The sequence below is a fragment of the Grimontia celer genome (genome assembly GCF_900055185.1).
In the GTDB taxonomy this organism is placed as follows: domain Bacteria; phylum Pseudomonadota; class Gammaproteobacteria; order Enterobacterales; family Vibrionaceae; genus Enterovibrio; species Enterovibrio celer.
On sequence record NZ_FIZX01000002.1, the window covers coordinates 1,750,148 to 1,765,524 of the forward strand.

Here is a 15,377-nt window from a genome sequence, read left to right on the forward strand (position 1 = left end):
CCTGTTATTCGTGGTTCGAGAATTCGATTTTCTTTTTATTGTCGAGCGATTGCAGGAACGCCGTCATGTCGTCAACATCCTGCTCATTGAGTTTGACACCCAGTTGATGCCACGCCGTATCGCGCACCGCCTGTTCCAGTGAAAATACTGCGCCATCGTGGAAGTAAGGTGAAGTCTGACCGACATTTCGCATGGTGGGAACTTTGAAGATGAAATTATCTGCGCTGTTTCCAGTCACTGACGCTCTTCCCTTGTCGATTTCATTGGGATATGGATTCACCAATCCCATTTTCATAAAGAGTTGGCCTCCCATCAAAGGGCCATTGTGGCAGGCATGACAACCCACCGTAATAAACCGCTTCATTCCCCGCTTTTCCTGCGCTGATAGTGCGGTATCGTCACCCATCAGCCATTCATCAAATCTGTCTTGCGTCACCAATGTACGTTGGAACGCCGCTAAAGCTTGCGTGATGTTGTTAAACACCAGTGGGTTTTCATCACGAGGGAAAGCAAGGTCGAACTTAGGTTGGTAGCCTTTCTCTTTCAGTCTTCGCACTGCTTCTTCCTCCGAAGACAGCGCCATTTCAATCGGGTTCAGAATTGGGCTTCTTGCCTGTTCATGCAACGTTTTCGCTCTGCCATCCCAAAACTGTACGAATTGGAAGCCCGCGTTCCAGGTAGTGAGGCTATTACGGCTACCCTGTTTCCCTAATGCCCCCACAGACACCGATAACGGCTCTGTACCCGAGCCGGATTTATCCAGGTCATGGCAGCTATTACACGACTGACTGCCATTGCCTGATAGTGCGGTTTCAAAGTAAAGGGCCTTTCCCAGAGCAACTTGTTCTGGCGTGTCTTTCTCACTACCGGGCATGGCATACGGCATGATACCAAAAACACTTAAACCCAATTGCCGAAGATCTTCTGATGCCATGACATCCAACGAAAACAACCACCCAACTGCTAACGCAGCTTTGCTTAACCTTGCCAAACTGTTTATTTGCATGTGCATTTTCCTTTCACTGAGGATAGAAAACACTTAACACATAGTTTCGAGTCAATACAATTAATTTATCCGATAGTAATCCTCGGAATTATCAATGAAGATGAACGCTATCAATCTCAAACTGACCTAGTTCATTGATACACGGGAAAATATCGATCAGAAGTGCAGATTAGGCGGAAGAATGGCCAAAAAAGAAGGGGCGCTATTTCGCCCCACTTTTCTCAATTTTGCTAGTTAGGCTGTCGCGACTGGCGCCCCAACTGCCACACTATCGAACAGCGCAACCCCCGTCAGTTTGGACACTTCATCCAAGTACTGACGAACATTACCTGGATAGCGCAAACCTTTCGTCACTGTGTAGTTTCGAAGAAATGGGAATATATTGATGTCGTCATAGGTCAGCACGTTATTGCGCTGTGAAGGTGGAACCAACCAATCGAGCTTCAGCAGTTCAACGTTCAGCTTAGCAATGTACTCTTCACTGTTAGCAAACGCCTCATCGAAAGACATTTTGATCATGGCTGATTTGTTTTTAGTAAACCAGGCTTTAGCTTCTTCACTCTGGAATTCCGGCAGTTCAATCATCATCCAACGCGGATAAATCAGGCGCGAGCCGAACTGCCCGGCAACGTCCATCCAAGCTGAAATACGATCACTCATTGTGCCCTCAGCAACCGCTGGATTACCATCGAGATTGTCGAGGTACGCAGCAATATCCAGACTCTCTGCCATGTAGCTACCATCCTCTTTTTGAAGGATCGGAACCAGGTTGGCGCCAACTTTTTCGATACGGGCGTCGACATCGTGGTTTTGAAGATAAACAAGTTCCAGGTCTACCTTCTTCAATCCGGCAACCATCATCGCTTTTACGCAGAACGGGCAGTGGTCAAACACAAACAGTTTCATGAAACATCCTTATTGAAACAGGTGCGCCTACACTTTTGTGGCACAAATATGACGCGCAGATTGTAGAGTTTTTTCTCTCAAAGGAAAATGATGATGTTTCAAGCAGGATCACACCGCGATTAATTCGCGAACAAAATCTCATCACCACAAAAAAGCCCCTTGTCGGGGCTTTTCAGATTATTCGAGTGGCTCTGTGGGAATCCAGCAATTTTCAGCTTCATCGTTGGCATCTGACAACACAACCAGAAGCCCCATATCAACCATCTCTTTTAATGTCAGGTCGTCAGCAAGATGCATGGTTTCTCCACGCTCGTTTTCCAGTTCCATATCATTCACTCCTATACTTCAATAAAGATAGCAGTCGAAAGGCACTGAAAGCGGGTTTTCTAAACCCGAAAAGCAGAGCAAAAGAAAGAGGCTAAGCCTCAACCTTTTTTGGTGTTCTGGTAAACAACAGATAAATAAGCGGAACCGCACAAACAAAAGGAAGCATCACCAAATTCAATGTCTGCCAGCCTAAGTTCACCTCAAGGTTACCGGCCATCAACGCTGTGAGTGTAACGCTGCCAAACACGGCAAATTCATTGATTGCCTGGGCACGTGGTTTGTCTTGTGGCAGGTAAGTTTGGGTCAGTTGACTGGTCGCGCCAATGAACATGAAATTCCACCCGACACCCAGCAGCACAAGCGCAATACGGAAATGCCATTCAGAGACACCGTTTAGATTCACCAGAATACAGCCAACGAAAAACAGACTTCCAAGAAGGATCGTCATGCGTGCACCAATTTTTCCGATAATACTGCCAGTAAAGAAAGAGGGTACAAACATCCCCAGCACATGCCACTCAATCACTAATGCCGCTTGCTCAAAGTGAAAACCGTGTTTATGCATGGCAATCGGTGTCACTGTCATCAACAGATTCATCACCGCATAAGCCACAACGGCAGCGATAACAGCCACAAGGTAACCCGGCGCTTTAAGAATTTGCCCTACAGAGCTTTGGGCTGGTTGATCCTCTGTCGGTACAGCAGCAGGTAAGGCAATAAAATTCAGTACCAGTAAAGAGAGAATATAGAGGACTGTGATTCCGATAAAAGCGCCACTGAAGTGGGTACCAGGTAGCCAATGTTGGCTGGCAATAGCGAGGTTTGGTCCTAGAATAGCTGCCAACACGCCACCTGCCATGGAAAGCGAAATGGCCTTGTCACGACTTTCCGGGTCGCTCACTTCTATCGCCGCAAAACGGTACAAGGTGCCAAAACCAATCCCGATACCTAATAACAAGGTACTAAAGCAAAACAGCCAAAACGCCCCTTGTTGCAGGGCATAGACACAAAGTAGCGCCCCGAAAATACCGATGATATTGCCGAGTCGGAAGCCATTCTTACGTCCAATTTTCGCCATGATAAGCGATGCAGGAATCGTCGCCATCATCAGGCCGACAAACTGGGTTGAAACGGGCAGAGTGACCCAAGTATCGCTGGGTGAAAGCTGTTGGCCTATCAATCCATTTACAGATATCAGCACAATGTTGCCGCTCATTAGCAGCGCCTGACAAAGTGCCAACAACCAGACATTTCTATTCATTCCATGAAATTCCTGAAAAGGCGGGACGAAGATTCGAGTATCCCGCAGCATGTGACATACAGCAACCTCTTGGCCTGACTTTATCGACACTGCAAATCAGAGCTTCCAACAATACAGTCATCCGGAAAATCTGCGAATCCGCCCAAACCCGCGCTCTACTTGGTGTAAGGAGTTCTAACACTCCTGTCTCGAAATTAATTCATGCAAGTCCGACAATTTGTGTGAATCTGTATGTGGTAGGAATTCACTATCAAATCAACAAGGAAGGTGCTGAACATGTCGGTGATTTCGAATGAGCCAGTCGAGATTTATGGCGAGTCTGATGTCGATTTCCTTTACGGGTCAACCCAGCGCGATTATTTCAACTTGGAACAAGACACTGATGATATCACCGTCATTGCTTACAAGGGCGATGACGATATCTTTGGAAGCTACGGCGACGACCTGCTCGTTGGCGGCGCTGGTAATGACTTCATCTATTCTCGTTATGGTAGCAACGTCATGCGCGGAGGCTCGGGCGACGATCAACTGCTGAGTAAAAACCACCCCAATGATGATCGTGGTGAATACCGTGATGTGCTTTCAGGTGGCTCAGGTAACGATGTGCTGTCATCAGAAAGCTCCCAAAACTGCACCATGGATGGCGGCTCAGGCGACGACATTTTCTCCTTCCGCGATTTAGGGGCGGCGCAGTCTGGCGTCAGCTTTTGTATTGGTGGAGAAGGCGCGGACATATTCCGGTTCTACGAATTCGAAGCCCATGAAGATATCGACCCGACTAACTCAGTGGTTCGCATCAAAGACTTTGAAGTCGGTGTCGACAGCCTCAACTTCCACTATTACAGCGATGAATACCGGACGAATGAGGATACCTCCTACATCATCAAACAAATGGGTTCTAATATGGTCATCGACTTTGAGGACAAAGTGACCATTATGCTGCACGGTGTTGATAGCAATACCGTTACCATGAGCGATCTCTTCGCCAACAACCAACCCGATCCAATAGACCCGATCTTGTATTGAATAGAAACAACCGGAAAAGCATCGCTCAGGCGATGCTTTCTTGTTTGGTGACTGCGAAAAAAAACCTCAGCGCAAAGAGGCTGAGGCCATGGTCTGTGACCGTGGTGTTCAATGCCCTTTTCAGGGACATAACCAGAGAGTGAATGATGTATCGGAAAGCAGGGGTATCTTGATGCTCCCATGTTTCAGTGACATGAAAATAGAGTCACTGTTTCATGACACTGGCGCCCACGAACGCGCCTAATTATCCCATTAACATTTGGTTGCATCCTAAGATGTCACCACTCGAAGGTATTTGATATTCAACTCGCTTATTTCAAAATCAATTCGACTCACTTCAATCTATTGAATTTATGTAGTGAAACGCGCCGTGAATTCTGGGCATTTCGTTGTTTTTTTAAACACCACCAATAACATATTCGATAGTTAAGTTGTTTTTGGAAACTAAAGCCTTGTCGATCAAGTTAAGCCGCACGACAAATACGGCTGGCATTATCAATTCCCTTTGGCAATCTCCGGGCGTCTCCCGCATTGATGTCGCAGCCAAGCTAGGGTTGGATAAATCCACCGTCACCAAAACCGTCAACCACCTGCTGGATATCGGGATGATCCTCGAACAGCCGCAAATGGTGACGGGTAAAGGCGGTCGCCCTAAGGTTTCCCTCGTCTTTAATCCGGATTTTGGCGTGCTCATCGGGGTCGATGTTAACTCTGATACCTTGAAAGTTTCCGTCGTCAACTTGCTCGGTCAGGTCGTTTATCACGACATGCTTCCTATCGACACTCACACTACTATCGACAAAGCAATGTTGGCGGCGCTTGTTCCCAGTGTTAATGCTATTCAGAAGCTGTTTCCCCGAATCCTTGCGATCGGTATTGGTATGCCCGGTGTCATCGATCCTGACAAAAACCAACTTTTAGTCTCCCATGCACTGTCGGTGCGTTCGTCAATTAACTTCGCTACCCAGTTCAAACGACTTTTCCCTTACCCGGTTTTTCTGGATAACGATGCCAATTGCGGTGCCTGGGGCGAACTGATGCAGCAACGCAGTCTACCCTATGACCATTTCCTCTACGTGTTGCTTTCTACCCACCATGCCCGAGAGCTTTATCATCGTCTTGGTGTTGGTGTTGGTGTTGTACTTAACCGTCAGCTTTTCTATGGCGAGAACTATATGGCAGGCCAATTTAACAGTCAGGAGCTCATGCGCGGCGCAGAGCCGACTCCCAGTGTCATCATCGAAGAATTCTCTGCACTCGCCGTCAATCTTTGTAGCCTGATGAGTATTCGCCGTATTGTCATCGGCGGGAATGGTCTTTCTTTCGGTTCTGAACTCGCGACTTCTCTTCGCAAACACAGCGATTCTCTATCGGGTTCCCTGATTCTAAAACCAAACATTGAATTTTCATTGCTGGGGCCTCAGGCCGCGGCGATGGGGGCGGCCTCAATGGCCTGGCAGAAATTACTCACGGCAGAACTGAAACTGGCAGAGAGCCTAAGCCTGCCCGAGAACGGTAATCTTTCGATTTAGGGTGAATGACAAGGAAGTCTGATGGTAACCATTTTTCCCGCACCAAAACGCTACTTGCCCGGATACGCCAGTGAACGCATTTGTGTTTCCAGCATCATCGCGATCTGTCCGGTCAATTTTGGCGCAAAACTACATCACGCAGCTCTCACGTATCGGCACGATCCGGATTTGCCCGAACAAGGATTCCGGGTTAGCTTTCCCAGTGATGGAGTCACCATTGAATACAGTGACCTTCAAGGGATTCGCTATGCTCATCTCGCCATCAATCAGCTCATTGATACTCAGGCAGTCGTCAAACAAGACGCTGTGATTGAAGATTGGCCAGATTTTCCCACGCGCTCAGTGCTGCTCGATATCAGCCGGGATCGTGTGCCCACCATGGATACACTGAAGAGACTGATTGATTACTTCAGTGCTCTGCGCTTTAACCAGTTCCAGCTCTATACTGAGCACACCTTCGCTTACCGTAAACATGAAACAGTGTGGCGAGATTACTCGCCAATGACGGCAGAAGAAATCCGTGAAATCGACGCATACTGCCAACAGTTCGGTATTGAATTGGTCGCCAATCAGGCAACGTTCGGACACATGGAAAAGTGGCTCCGCCATCCCGAATACCAACATCTTGCAGAGCAAACCACAGGCTTTCTTGATCAGCGAGGTGATTTCAGACCCGGCGCTTTTGGGCTGAATCCCATCAGTGAACAAACCGCAGAATTTGTTGATCAGCTACTAACGGAAGTCACGCCAAATTTTTCCAGCGACATTCTGAACATCAACTTCGACGAAACCATGGATTTGGGTGTGAATGCCAGTAAGTCGGCTTGCGAGATATTCGGCAAAGGAAAAGTATTCCTCAATTACCTCAACAAGGTGTTGGAAATTGCCGAGTCGAAAGGGAAACAATGCCAGATTTTCAGTGACATGTTGTTCCGATATCCGAACCTTATCGACCAGCTCCCCGAAAACCTCACCCTGCTGAACTGGGGTTACGAAGCTGATCACCCGTTCGATGCTGAACATAAGCAATTAGCTTTGTTTGGCTATCCATTCCATGTCGTGGTCTCTACCGATTGTTTTGCTTCTGTCGCAGGAAGATGGAATGCCGCTACGACACATATGCGCCGCGCCGCTAAATCAGCCAAACGCTTTGGTGCAGAAGGCTACATGGTGACCGAATGGGGTGACATGGGGCATGGCCAGCAACATGCAATGCCAATTCCAGGTTATGCCTTCGCAAGCGCCATGGCATGGGGTGAAGAACAGCAAACAGACAGTGACATGATCATTCCGCTCAGTTGGTATTATCCTGACGCGTCTGAGATTGAGTTGAATGCGCTGATCGAGCTTCAGGATATCTATCACTCAAGCGGTATTGAAACACCTAACTGCGCCTTTTTTGGTCCAGTATTATTTGACCAACAATCAGGGCGTCATATTAAGCGGATGAAGGGGCTCACAACCCATAACCTTGAACACTCGCTCACCGAGCTGAAAAGCTGGAAGGTGCGCCTCGACCCGCTCCCAGACAACGAGCTGAGAAATGACCTTCTTTGGACTATTGATGCGTTAGAGATGGCTTGCCTGATTGTAAAAGGGTACGCAGAGGAAGAACACCGCCTTACACAGGATTTCAGCGATGAACGCAAACAGGCCTTAAAAGCGAGATTGCAGCCATTAATTCAGCGTTATCGCGAACTTTGGCAAGAACATTACCGACCCGGAGGCATGATGCAAAGTAGCAGTCGTCTTGAGTATTTGTCTTCGCTTCTGACCGTCAATGAGATAAATCAAACACACTAGGAGGCGCTCTGTGAGTACCACAGAACAAAACATCAAGACTGCGATAGAAGCACTGAACCTGGCTGACAAGATTATATTTGCCCACTGCGCTATGCGTTCATTTGGCGGATTTGAAGGCGGCGCTGACAGGCTGCTGGACACTTTTCTTTCTGCCGGCTGCACTGTGGTCGCGCCGACGTTTACCTATTTTCCAATGTGCCATTCGCCAGATGGTATCGAATATCCTCAAAATGGTTATCGTGGGGAGCTTGAAATAGACCCATCTCCTTACGACGCCCATGCCAATGACATTGAGCCTTCAATGGGTGCCTTTGCCAAAGCTGTGCTTAACCACCCCAAACGCATCAGAACTGAACATCCGATGAACAGCTATGCCGCAGTGGGTCCGCTCGCTGAAGCGGCCCTTGCCCCCCAAGATGATTTCAATGTGTATGGCGTTTACCAATCGCCTCAAGCCAGAAATGCAGTTGTGCTCTCAATGGGAGTTACGCCAAACAGCATTACACCTATTCATTATGCAGAGCAATTGGCTGGCAAAGCGCTTTTCCGTCGCTGGGCCCTTACAGCCAATCGGGGCGTCGTTGAGACATGTGTGGGATCTTGTTCCGAAGGATTTATCTATCTTCAGCCGTACCTGTCACCAATCCAGACTAAAAAGCGGGTCGGGGAAAGCACTTGGACAGCATATCCACTTGAAGCACTGCTCGATGCATGCGCGCAAGCATTTCGGACGAATCCCTCAATAATACGTTGTTCTGATGATTGTCCGCGATGTGAAGATATGACACTTGGTGGAGTTAAAACCTTAAATTAGCTCGCTGAAATCAGAACCTGACCATCCTTATTTCTGCCCTTAGCCTGAAATTAGTGACGCCGTCACTTTTCAGGCTTTTTTTATATTCTTTAGTCAACTGAGCACACATACCAGCACTTATACTGAAAGAACTTTGACGACCTCAGCTTTTATGTCTACTTTGTTAAACACATGTAACAAAAATGGACATAAAATATGAAAGGAACCCACAATAATATCAGTTACATAGTTAAGGTGAACGAAAGAGAAGATCTAGGCGGGTTTGCTGCCTCGTTTTCTTTCACCTCTTCCTCAGAACAAGGTGATGCCGTCTCGAAAGCCTATGAGCTAATGAACTCTGACAAGTCACTCTCAATTTTCAAAAGTCAGGAAGATGCAACCAAGGCTGCAGAGCGCTGTGTGAGAATGTGCATCGATGATGGCTTTGTTCGATAAGCCAACAGCCATACCCAAAGCTAAAAAAGCACCTTTCGGTGCTTTTTTGTTATCGGCCTGGTTGCCACTCATCATATTGTGGCATGTCATGTTCGTAACTCAGCCAACTGACTTCGTCTGATTTCCATATGCGAAGCTCTGGGATCTGACCAGGATCTTCATCCAGCGAAGCAACCCGCAATGCATGGAACGCACCACCCTTTTTCATCTTCACCAAAGGACTGCCGCACACCGAGCAAAAGTGACGCTTTGTGCCCGGTGAGGATTCAAACTGGGAAACTTTCTCTTCACCTTTCAGCCATTGAAAGTCTTCTGGAAGAACTGCAGCTGCCGTGTTAAACGCAGCCCCGTTAGATTTTCGGCAAGCGCTACACGAGCAGTGTGTAATCGGTGAACTTAACTTTTTAACTTCATATTGAACAGCACCACAAAGACAGCTTCCTTTCATCACTTCTCCTTATTGAGTGATCACCTTTCTACTGCTCCGGTAATCCTGTTTATTATTCAGGCAACAATCTCATCGTTTTATCTATAAATCAACAATATAAAAAAGGCACCTCTATGAGATGCCTTTTATACACTTCTATCAATTTATGCCGCTTCGGCCGTTTCCAGCTTCTGCGATTTATCAAACATCAGCTTGTAACTCATGATGCCGATAACTAGAGCCTTGATGATCATCATCTGCGGATTGCCATAGTAGGCAGCCATACCAATGAAGCCTGATAGCAGCATCAACTTGCGATAATTGGTCAATGTCGTCATGTAGAGCGCAAGCAAGATAATACCCAAATCAGCGAATTGCAGCGCCACTGGCAGCGTTGGGTCCGCAATGAAAGCGGTAACCGCAACATAGGCGATGTAAACAATGCCCGCCGCCATTACAGCCCCCAGCGTCAGAATCACTGACTTTGATGCATTGGTGAAGTCTTTCGCATAGCGATAAGTGTTCAGAGACGCAACCGAAAGGTTCAGGATAACTTTCGGCCACCAGCCCATAAGAAATGCCCAAAGCGTGTCATTTGCCGCCGAGCCAAATGCAGCAAAACGGGTAAATTTCATGCTGTTGAAAATCGTAATACCAATGTAAAAAGCAACAGAGGTCCATCCTAGGATTTCTGTGATGAGATCTAACGTCATTCAGGGTACTTCTCTTACAGGTGAGCGTGATTAGCTCGGAGGTGTGTTTTCCATCACCGGCAGGTATGTCTTGCCGAGTATATAACCACTCATTAACGTGCTTGCAGACGGTTATCGGGGCTGAGACCGATAATAAAGTGATATTGATGTACTAATCAACGAGTATTTTGGGGATTGAGGATGTGAGAATTAGAGGGCTTGATGCTTCTCTGCATCAAGCCTATTGGGTCTTCTGGCTAAGGTACTGAATCCACGACTCACTTTGGTTTGACGGCTTCAGTTCGTTCGCCCTTTTGGCGTGGAGAAGCGCCTTATCAAACTCATTGAGTTTGTCATATGCCAACGCACGGGCAAGTTCAACATCAGAGGCTTTTTCTGGGCTGTTGACCCTCTCTAGCAACGACAACGCTTTTTGGTATTGACCATGTTGAAGCGACAGCTGTGAAGCAACCCAATAGTATTTTGGTGCTTCAGCAGCGGCGCGCTCCCAGGCAACAATGGCCTTATTCCATTCCTTGGCCTGTTGCCAGTAAGACGCTTCCATCACCAAGCGCGTCGTCTCTGCGTCACCTTGGTTGACTTCGCGCATTAGTGCAGCCGCCTTTTCAGGTACACCCCGTTGTTGGTATAACTGCGCCATCATCACCTTTTCAGACTCTGATAGAGCAATACCTTCACGTTTTGCCAACACCAGCGTATTAAGCATCTGTTTTTGATCGTTGAGACGTTGATAGCTGCTTACCAACTGGATCCACCAGGTTTTCTTTTCTGGCTCAATAGCGATTAGTTGCTTTAGCGTTCGGGTCGAACCTTTCCAATGCTTGAGTTTGAGTTGCGATCCTAACTTCAGCGACAACGAAGAAGATTTCGCAGAAACCAGCTTCAAATGGGCATTGATACCTTTCAGTGAATCGTTGTACTGTTCATTCTGATAATGTGCCTGAGCAATTCGCAGCCAAATTTCTCCACGATCTTTCTGACGCAGCGTTTTGGATTTTGACAGTGGATAATAGAGTTTTAATGCATCCTGATAGCGCGATTGCGTCATCAGCAAATCTGCCAGCATACGCTCGGATGCTAATTGCGCCTCTTCTTCCAGCACTTTGCTATTCACGGACGCATACAAAGCATTGATGGCTTTCAGTGCATCTCCCTTCTGCCAATAGACCACCCCGAGCATACGGTTCACAAATGCTTTATCGTACTCAGTCGGCGTACCGGCACTTTCAAGCACCGCTGCAGCGTCTTTCCACTGTTCTTCGGCTTGGAGTTCCAGAGCTTTCTGAACTTGCCTCGCGGTTGCTGCAGTTAGCTCAGCAGCATGCACAGGAGACAAATAGAATGCGCCCACCAGCAAAATAAGCATTGAACGACGACTGATTATTTGTTGGATGAGACGCTTCATTTTGTGAGTGCAAACTCCAGTTTTACTGTCTGACCAGGTTGCGATACCGGTTTACCGTCGATAAGCAATGGTGTGTATTTCCACTTTTTCAAAGCTCGTAATGCTTCGCGGTCAAAAATACGCTTTGGTGACGCTTCGATCACTTTCATGCCTGTCGGTCGGCCTTCTTGATTGATCGTAAAGCTCACGATGACATACCCTTCAATTCCGCGCCTTAGCGCTTTAGCCGGGTAGCTTGGCTGAACACGAACCAGAGGCATTGCTGCCTGATTACCCTGCCCAAATGAAGGCGTCAGTTCACCTACTGCCGGCGCAGGCGCAGCTTTTATGGCTGGCATATTGATGCTCATACCATCCACCTGCATATCCATCGCGATGTCCGGCATCACAGGCTGAATTGATGGCGTGGTCGCTGCTGCAGTTGGCGCGCTCATTTGCATACTCGGCGGCGGTGGCGGCACGTCAGGTTTTGGTGGTGCGACACGATCACGACGTTCAATTTCACTTTCCGGCTCAGTCATAAAAACGTCGAAAGCAAACGGCAAGTCTTCGTCTTTCGGGGAGCCAGACGGTGCAGCAACCATGGTAGCCATGAGCGCGAAAAGACCAAAAGCGCTCAATAACCCCATCGGCAATGCCAATAGCATTCGCAGCATTATGGCTTCTCCGCTGCCAACGCAATTTTCACGATGCCTGCACCTTTCGCTGCATCTATCACTTTCACAACTGTGCCACTGTAAGCGTGCTCGTCCGCCTGGATAACCAGTGAGGCTTCAGGCTGTTCACTGACCAGACGGGTCAGGGTCGCTTCGACACGTTCTTCATCAACACGGGTTTTGTCGATGAAAATGTCGTTGTTTGCGGTGACCGCGACATAAATCCCAACACTCTTTTGTGCGGTGGCATTACTCGCCGTTGGACGGTTCACATCCACACCAGACTCACGAACAAAGGTACTCGTGACGATAAAGAAGATCAGCATGATAAAGACGATATCGAGCATCGAAGTCAGATCGATTTGTGCATCTTCACGCTGTTTTTGGTGACGTTGAAATCTCATGCCTGACTCCTTAGTGCCTGAGTCAATGATGCCTCACGGCGCTCACAGGTTTTCTGAAGCCTTGCATGGGCAAACAGCCCTGCCAGCGCAATGACCATACCAGCCATGGTTGGCAGAGTCGCCAGTGAAATACCCGCAGCCATTGAGCGGGGCTCGCCCGTCCCTTCCAGCGCCATCAAGTCAAACACCGAAATCATCCCCGTCACTGTGCCGAGCAGACCGAGCATTGGGCAAATCGCTACCAAAGCTTTCAGGAAATTGAGATTACGATAGAGTTGGGTACGCGCTTCAAACAACCAGCTTTCGCGCATAGACCGCGACACCCATGAGGTTTTATCTTCCCTTGATTGCCATTTCTCAATAGTTTGCTTTTTCAGGCCGGGAAAGGTGGTGATAAGAAACAGTAAACGTTCAAACACCAGCAACCAACATAGTGCTGCAACCAAGGCCAAGCCCCAAAGTACTGGGCCGCCTTGGGTCATAAAGTCATTAAGGGAGAGCCACCAGTCTTGAACACCTGGCAACTGCAGAATGGTTATTTCTGTCATGCCAGTTTCACTATTGGTCGAACGTTATTTGAGGTTTCAGACTGTTCAGCCACCAAGCTAACACCCACTTTTTCCAGCGTGCCACGCAACGTATCAGCTTGGGTGCTGAGAATGTTATGAGCAAGCAAAAGCGGAATGGCGGCGACAAGACCAAGAACTGTGGTCACCAACGCCATTGAGATGCCTCCCGCCATGATAGTGGGGTCACCGTTACCGTATTGGGTGATTACCTGGAAGGTTTCAATCATCCCCGTTACTGTTCCCAGAAGACCCAACATTGGAGCGAGCGCAGCCAACAATTTCAGCATCGACAGACCTTTCTCGAAATGCTGTTGCTCATCCATGATGGCTTCCATCAAACGCAGTTCCAGCGTGTCGAGCGATCGGTCCGGCTCATTGCGATAGACATTAAGAATTCGACCCAATGGGTTATCACCCGGCTGCATAGGTGTTTTGATTTGTTTAGCAATGGCAATACGCGCTCGGAACATGCTAAAGCCGCGAACCAAGGCGATGATCAGTCCAACTGCTAACAGCGCAGCGATAATTTTCCCAACTATCCCACCTTGATCAAAGCGGTCTGCCAGTGTCGGCGTGTTTGCCAGTTGCTTAATCACAGTGCCACGAGTCGGATCCACCAATGCTAACTCACCACTCGGCAGCGAAGATAGCAATGCACTGTTCAAGCCCCCTTCAACCATAGGAAGCTGGTTGGCCTGTTGGCGGGCACTGTCCCACTCAAGATATCCGTCATTGTTAACAAGACCAATATTCCCGAGACGCAGCACCTCTTGAGGAGTCACCACACCGCTGTTGTCACGCACACTGACCGTTTCTGAACCGATCTCGCCACTGTTTTTGAGCTCTTCGTGCATGCCTTTCCAGAACGCCGACAGTGTCGGAAGAGAAGGTAAGGATTTTGCGTCTGATATCGCATCCAATGCGCTATCCATATCAGCCTGATTGATAGTGGCGGGCGCATTGTAGCGCTCGGCATTCACTTCACGACCCGCCTGACGAACAACACCAAACACTTCACCCAGACTACCGGTTTCGAGTCTCAATGTTTCTTCCAGCGCGGCCAGTGTTTCCTCATTGGCGCTGAACACGTCGCTGAGCTGCTCGGTTTCGGTTTCCAAAGCCACTTGTTGGGCTTTTAGCGCCTCAAGTTTGGCTTTCAGTTCTTGTTCTGACGCATTAAATCCAGCTTCACGGGTCGCATTATGTCGTTGCGACTCAGCTTGAGCAGTTTTGGTTTCACTCACCAAATCCGCCGATGCGGGTGCAACGAGCAACATGGCGCTCAGCGCAAATGCAGAGATGTTTTTCATTGCACTGATCCTTTTGCCATGGAAATAGAAAGTGGCAGCGACATCAGTGTTGGAGGCTGTTTCTTATTCGCCACGTCAAACGCTTGCTGTATCGCTTCATGAGCACGCTTATCAACTGGCAACCATTTCGCCGCAGACTGGTCATAGAACCAGAACGCATCACCGTTCAGACTTTTTGCTACTAGAGAAAGGCGACCGAGGTGCAGTACATCGACTTCTCGGTCAACATTTTCAAGTGTCAGGGTTTCCTGATAAACGCCAAGCTTGGCGCCGTAATCAAGCTCGATTTGGTAGGCTTCCAGAATACGACGAAATTTTTCCGCATCTGCCACATCAGCGCGTGTCATCAAAGTCTTCAAACCATCGACACGGCTTTGACGCTGTTCAGGTTTAATCGGGAGATCCTGGTTCACCCAGATATCGAGATCATCAATCATCCGGTACATCAATGGCACAATACCCTGCCGTGTTTGGGCAATGTCCGTCAATTGCTGGTTCAGGCTAGCCTGCTCCTGCTCTTGATTCTCTACCAGAGATTTAAGGTGATTGCGGTAAAGCGTGAGGTTTTCGATTTCGCGTTGCAGCCTTTCGATTTCCGCTTTGGTGGATTGGGCTTGCTCGTCGCTAACATTAATACGGTGTTGCGATACCGCTGCCGCTTTCACTGTTTGGGTCTCGATAGCAGCCGCTTTATCAATGTCCGTCGCGTGCGCGAATAAAGGCAGGCTTAAAAGGGTTGCAGCGCCGAAGCGCTTTACAGCATTCATGAAGTTGTGTCTCTCT

Annotated in this window: 17 protein-coding genes; 5 read left to right on the forward strand and 12 right to left on the reverse strand. The window is 48.3% G+C overall.

Translation table 11 applies throughout. From position 1 onward, the window contains the following. Window positions 1-4: 4 nt before the first annotated feature. From GCE9029_RS18145 to GCE9029_RS18155, 4 genes are all read right to left on the reverse strand, one after another. Window positions 5-1,006: a cytochrome-c peroxidase gene (locus tag GCE9029_RS18145; RefSeq protein WP_082804379.1), complete on the reverse strand. Its 1,002-nt coding sequence runs from the start codon at window positions 1,004-1,006 to the stop codon at window positions 5-7. A 234-nt stretch (window positions 1,007-1,240) separates the two neighbouring features. Next, complete coding sequence (gene grxB, locus GCE9029_RS18150; protein WP_062665398.1) at window positions 1,241-1,912, reverse strand: glutaredoxin 2; 672 nt, start codon at window positions 1,910-1,912, stop codon at window positions 1,241-1,243. Between the two features lie 177 nt (window positions 1,913-2,089). Then, a complete protein-coding gene (locus tag GCE9029_RS26565) occupies window positions 2,090-2,239 on the reverse strand; it encodes a hypothetical protein (protein ID WP_197475382.1) in 150 nt (49 codons plus the stop codon). A 91-nt stretch (window positions 2,240-2,330) separates the two neighbouring features. After that, window positions 2,331-3,500 carry an MFS transporter gene (locus GCE9029_RS18155; protein WP_062665400.1) on the reverse strand — a complete coding sequence of 390 codons (1,170 nt, stop codon included), beginning with the start codon at window positions 3,498-3,500 and terminating at the stop codon, window positions 2,331-2,333. Between the two features lie 276 nt (window positions 3,501-3,776). Here GCE9029_RS18155 and GCE9029_RS18160 point away from each other — a divergent pair, with 276 nt between their 5' ends. From GCE9029_RS18160 to GCE9029_RS18180, 5 genes are all read left to right on the forward strand, one after another. Continuing rightward, window positions 3,777-4,526, forward strand: a complete 750-nt coding sequence (locus GCE9029_RS18160; protein ID WP_062665402.1) for a calcium-binding protein — start codon at window positions 3,777-3,779, stop codon at window positions 4,524-4,526. Between the two features lie 452 nt (window positions 4,527-4,978). Further along, the gene (locus GCE9029_RS18165; protein ID WP_062665404.1) at window positions 4,979-6,058 is read left to right on the forward strand and encodes an ROK family transcriptional regulator; all 1,080 of its coding nucleotides are present in this window, start codon (window positions 4,979-4,981) and stop codon (window positions 6,056-6,058) included. Window positions 6,059-6,079: 21 nt separating this feature from the next. Beyond that, on the forward strand, window positions 6,080-7,861 hold the full coding sequence (locus GCE9029_RS18170) for a beta-N-acetylhexosaminidase (RefSeq protein WP_062665406.1): 1,782 nt from the start codon (window positions 6,080-6,082) through the stop codon (window positions 7,859-7,861). A 10-nt stretch (window positions 7,862-7,871) separates the two neighbouring features. Continuing rightward, window positions 7,872-8,675: an AAC(3) family N-acetyltransferase gene (locus tag GCE9029_RS18175; RefSeq protein ID WP_062665408.1), complete on the forward strand. Its 804-nt coding sequence runs from the start codon at window positions 7,872-7,874 to the stop codon at window positions 8,673-8,675. Window positions 8,676-8,870: 195 nt separating this feature from the next. Then, window positions 8,871-9,110, forward strand: a complete 240-nt coding sequence (locus GCE9029_RS18180; RefSeq protein WP_062665410.1) for a hypothetical protein — start codon at window positions 8,871-8,873, stop codon at window positions 9,108-9,110. A gap of 49 nt (window positions 9,111-9,159) precedes the next feature. Here the strand turns inward: GCE9029_RS18180 and GCE9029_RS18185 are convergent, their stop codons facing one another. From GCE9029_RS18185 to GCE9029_RS18220, 8 genes are all read right to left on the reverse strand, one after another. Further along, on the reverse strand, window positions 9,160-9,558 hold the full coding sequence (locus tag GCE9029_RS18185) for a GFA family protein (protein WP_002538202.1): 399 nt from the start codon (window positions 9,556-9,558) through the stop codon (window positions 9,160-9,162). A gap of 143 nt (window positions 9,559-9,701) precedes the next feature. Beyond that, complete coding sequence (locus GCE9029_RS18190; protein ID WP_062665412.1) at window positions 9,702-10,250, reverse strand: hypothetical protein; 549 nt, start codon at window positions 10,248-10,250, stop codon at window positions 9,702-9,704. A gap of 220 nt (window positions 10,251-10,470) precedes the next feature. Next, window positions 10,471-11,655: a tetratricopeptide repeat protein gene (locus tag GCE9029_RS18195; RefSeq protein ID WP_062665414.1), complete on the reverse strand. Its 1,185-nt coding sequence runs from the start codon at window positions 11,653-11,655 to the stop codon at window positions 10,471-10,473. After that, window positions 11,652-12,311: an energy transducer TonB gene (locus GCE9029_RS18200; protein ID WP_062665416.1), complete on the reverse strand. Its 660-nt coding sequence runs from the start codon at window positions 12,309-12,311 to the stop codon at window positions 11,652-11,654. Before GCE9029_RS18200 ends, GCE9029_RS18195 begins: the two co-directional genes overlap by 4 nt. After that, a complete protein-coding gene (locus tag GCE9029_RS18205) occupies window positions 12,311-12,715 on the reverse strand; it encodes an ExbD/TolR family protein (RefSeq protein WP_062665418.1) in 405 nt (134 codons plus the stop codon). The genes GCE9029_RS18200 and GCE9029_RS18205 overlap by 1 nt, the downstream gene beginning before the upstream one ends. After that, window positions 12,712-13,263 carry a MotA/TolQ/ExbB proton channel family protein gene (locus tag GCE9029_RS18210; protein WP_062665420.1) on the reverse strand — a complete coding sequence of 184 codons (552 nt, stop codon included), beginning with the start codon at window positions 13,261-13,263 and terminating at the stop codon, window positions 12,712-12,714. Before GCE9029_RS18210 ends, GCE9029_RS18205 begins: the two co-directional genes overlap by 4 nt. Beyond that, a complete protein-coding gene (locus GCE9029_RS18215; RefSeq protein WP_082804380.1) occupies window positions 13,260-14,594 on the reverse strand; it encodes a MotA/TolQ/ExbB proton channel family protein in 1,335 nt (444 codons plus the stop codon). Before GCE9029_RS18215 ends, GCE9029_RS18210 begins: the two co-directional genes overlap by 4 nt. After that, a complete protein-coding gene (locus GCE9029_RS18220; protein WP_062665430.1) occupies window positions 14,591-15,361 on the reverse strand; it encodes a DUF3450 domain-containing protein in 771 nt (256 codons plus the stop codon). The genes GCE9029_RS18215 and GCE9029_RS18220 overlap by 4 nt, the downstream gene beginning before the upstream one ends. Window positions 15,362-15,377 lie beyond the last annotated feature (16 nt).

Excerpts from the sequence above, each read along its gene's own strand:
- GCE9029_RS18160 (WP_062665402.1), top strand. The coding sequence starts at position 3,777 with ATGTCGGTGATTTCGAATGAGCCAGTCGAGATTTATGGCGAGTCTGAT.
- GCE9029_RS18215 (WP_082804380.1), bottom strand. The coding sequence starts at position 14,594 with ATGAAAAACATCTCTGCATTTGCGCTGAGCGCCATGTTGCTCGTTGCA.
- GCE9029_RS18195 (WP_062665414.1), bottom strand. The coding sequence starts at position 11,655 with ATGAAGCGTCTCATCCAACAAATAATCAGTCGTCGTTCAATGCTTATT.
- grxB (WP_062665398.1), bottom strand. The coding sequence starts at position 1,912 with ATGAAACTGTTTGTGTTTGACCACTGCCCGTTCTGCGTAAAAGCGATG.
- GCE9029_RS18145 (WP_082804379.1), bottom strand. The coding sequence starts at position 1,006 with ATGCAAATAAACAGTTTGGCAAGGTTAAGCAAAGCTGCGTTAGCAGTT.
- GCE9029_RS18185 (WP_002538202.1), bottom strand. The coding sequence starts at position 9,558 with ATGAAAGGAAGCTGTCTTTGTGGTGCTGTTCAATATGAAGTTAAAAAG.
- GCE9029_RS18205 (WP_062665418.1), bottom strand. The coding sequence starts at position 12,715 with ATGAGATTTCAACGTCACCAAAAACAGCGTGAAGATGCACAAATCGAT.
- GCE9029_RS18190 (WP_062665412.1), bottom strand. The coding sequence starts at position 10,250 with ATGACGTTAGATCTCATCACAGAAATCCTAGGATGGACCTCTGTTGCT.
- GCE9029_RS18155 (WP_062665400.1), bottom strand. The coding sequence starts at position 3,500 with ATGAATAGAAATGTCTGGTTGTTGGCACTTTGTCAGGCGCTGCTAATG.
- GCE9029_RS18170 (WP_062665406.1), top strand. The coding sequence starts at position 6,080 with ATGGTAACCATTTTTCCCGCACCAAAACGCTACTTGCCCGGATACGCC.
- GCE9029_RS26565 (WP_197475382.1), bottom strand. The coding sequence starts at position 2,239 with ATGGAACTGGAAAACGAGCGTGGAGAAACCATGCATCTTGCTGACGAC.
- GCE9029_RS18180 (WP_062665410.1), top strand. The coding sequence starts at position 8,871 with ATGAAAGGAACCCACAATAATATCAGTTACATAGTTAAGGTGAACGAA.
- GCE9029_RS18220 (WP_062665430.1), bottom strand. The coding sequence starts at position 15,361 with ATGAATGCTGTAAAGCGCTTCGGCGCTGCAACCCTTTTAAGCCTGCCT.
- GCE9029_RS18210 (WP_062665420.1), bottom strand. The coding sequence starts at position 13,263 with ATGACAGAAATAACCATTCTGCAGTTGCCAGGTGTTCAAGACTGGTGG.
- GCE9029_RS18200 (WP_062665416.1), bottom strand. The coding sequence starts at position 12,311 with ATGCTGCGAATGCTATTGGCATTGCCGATGGGGTTATTGAGCGCTTTT.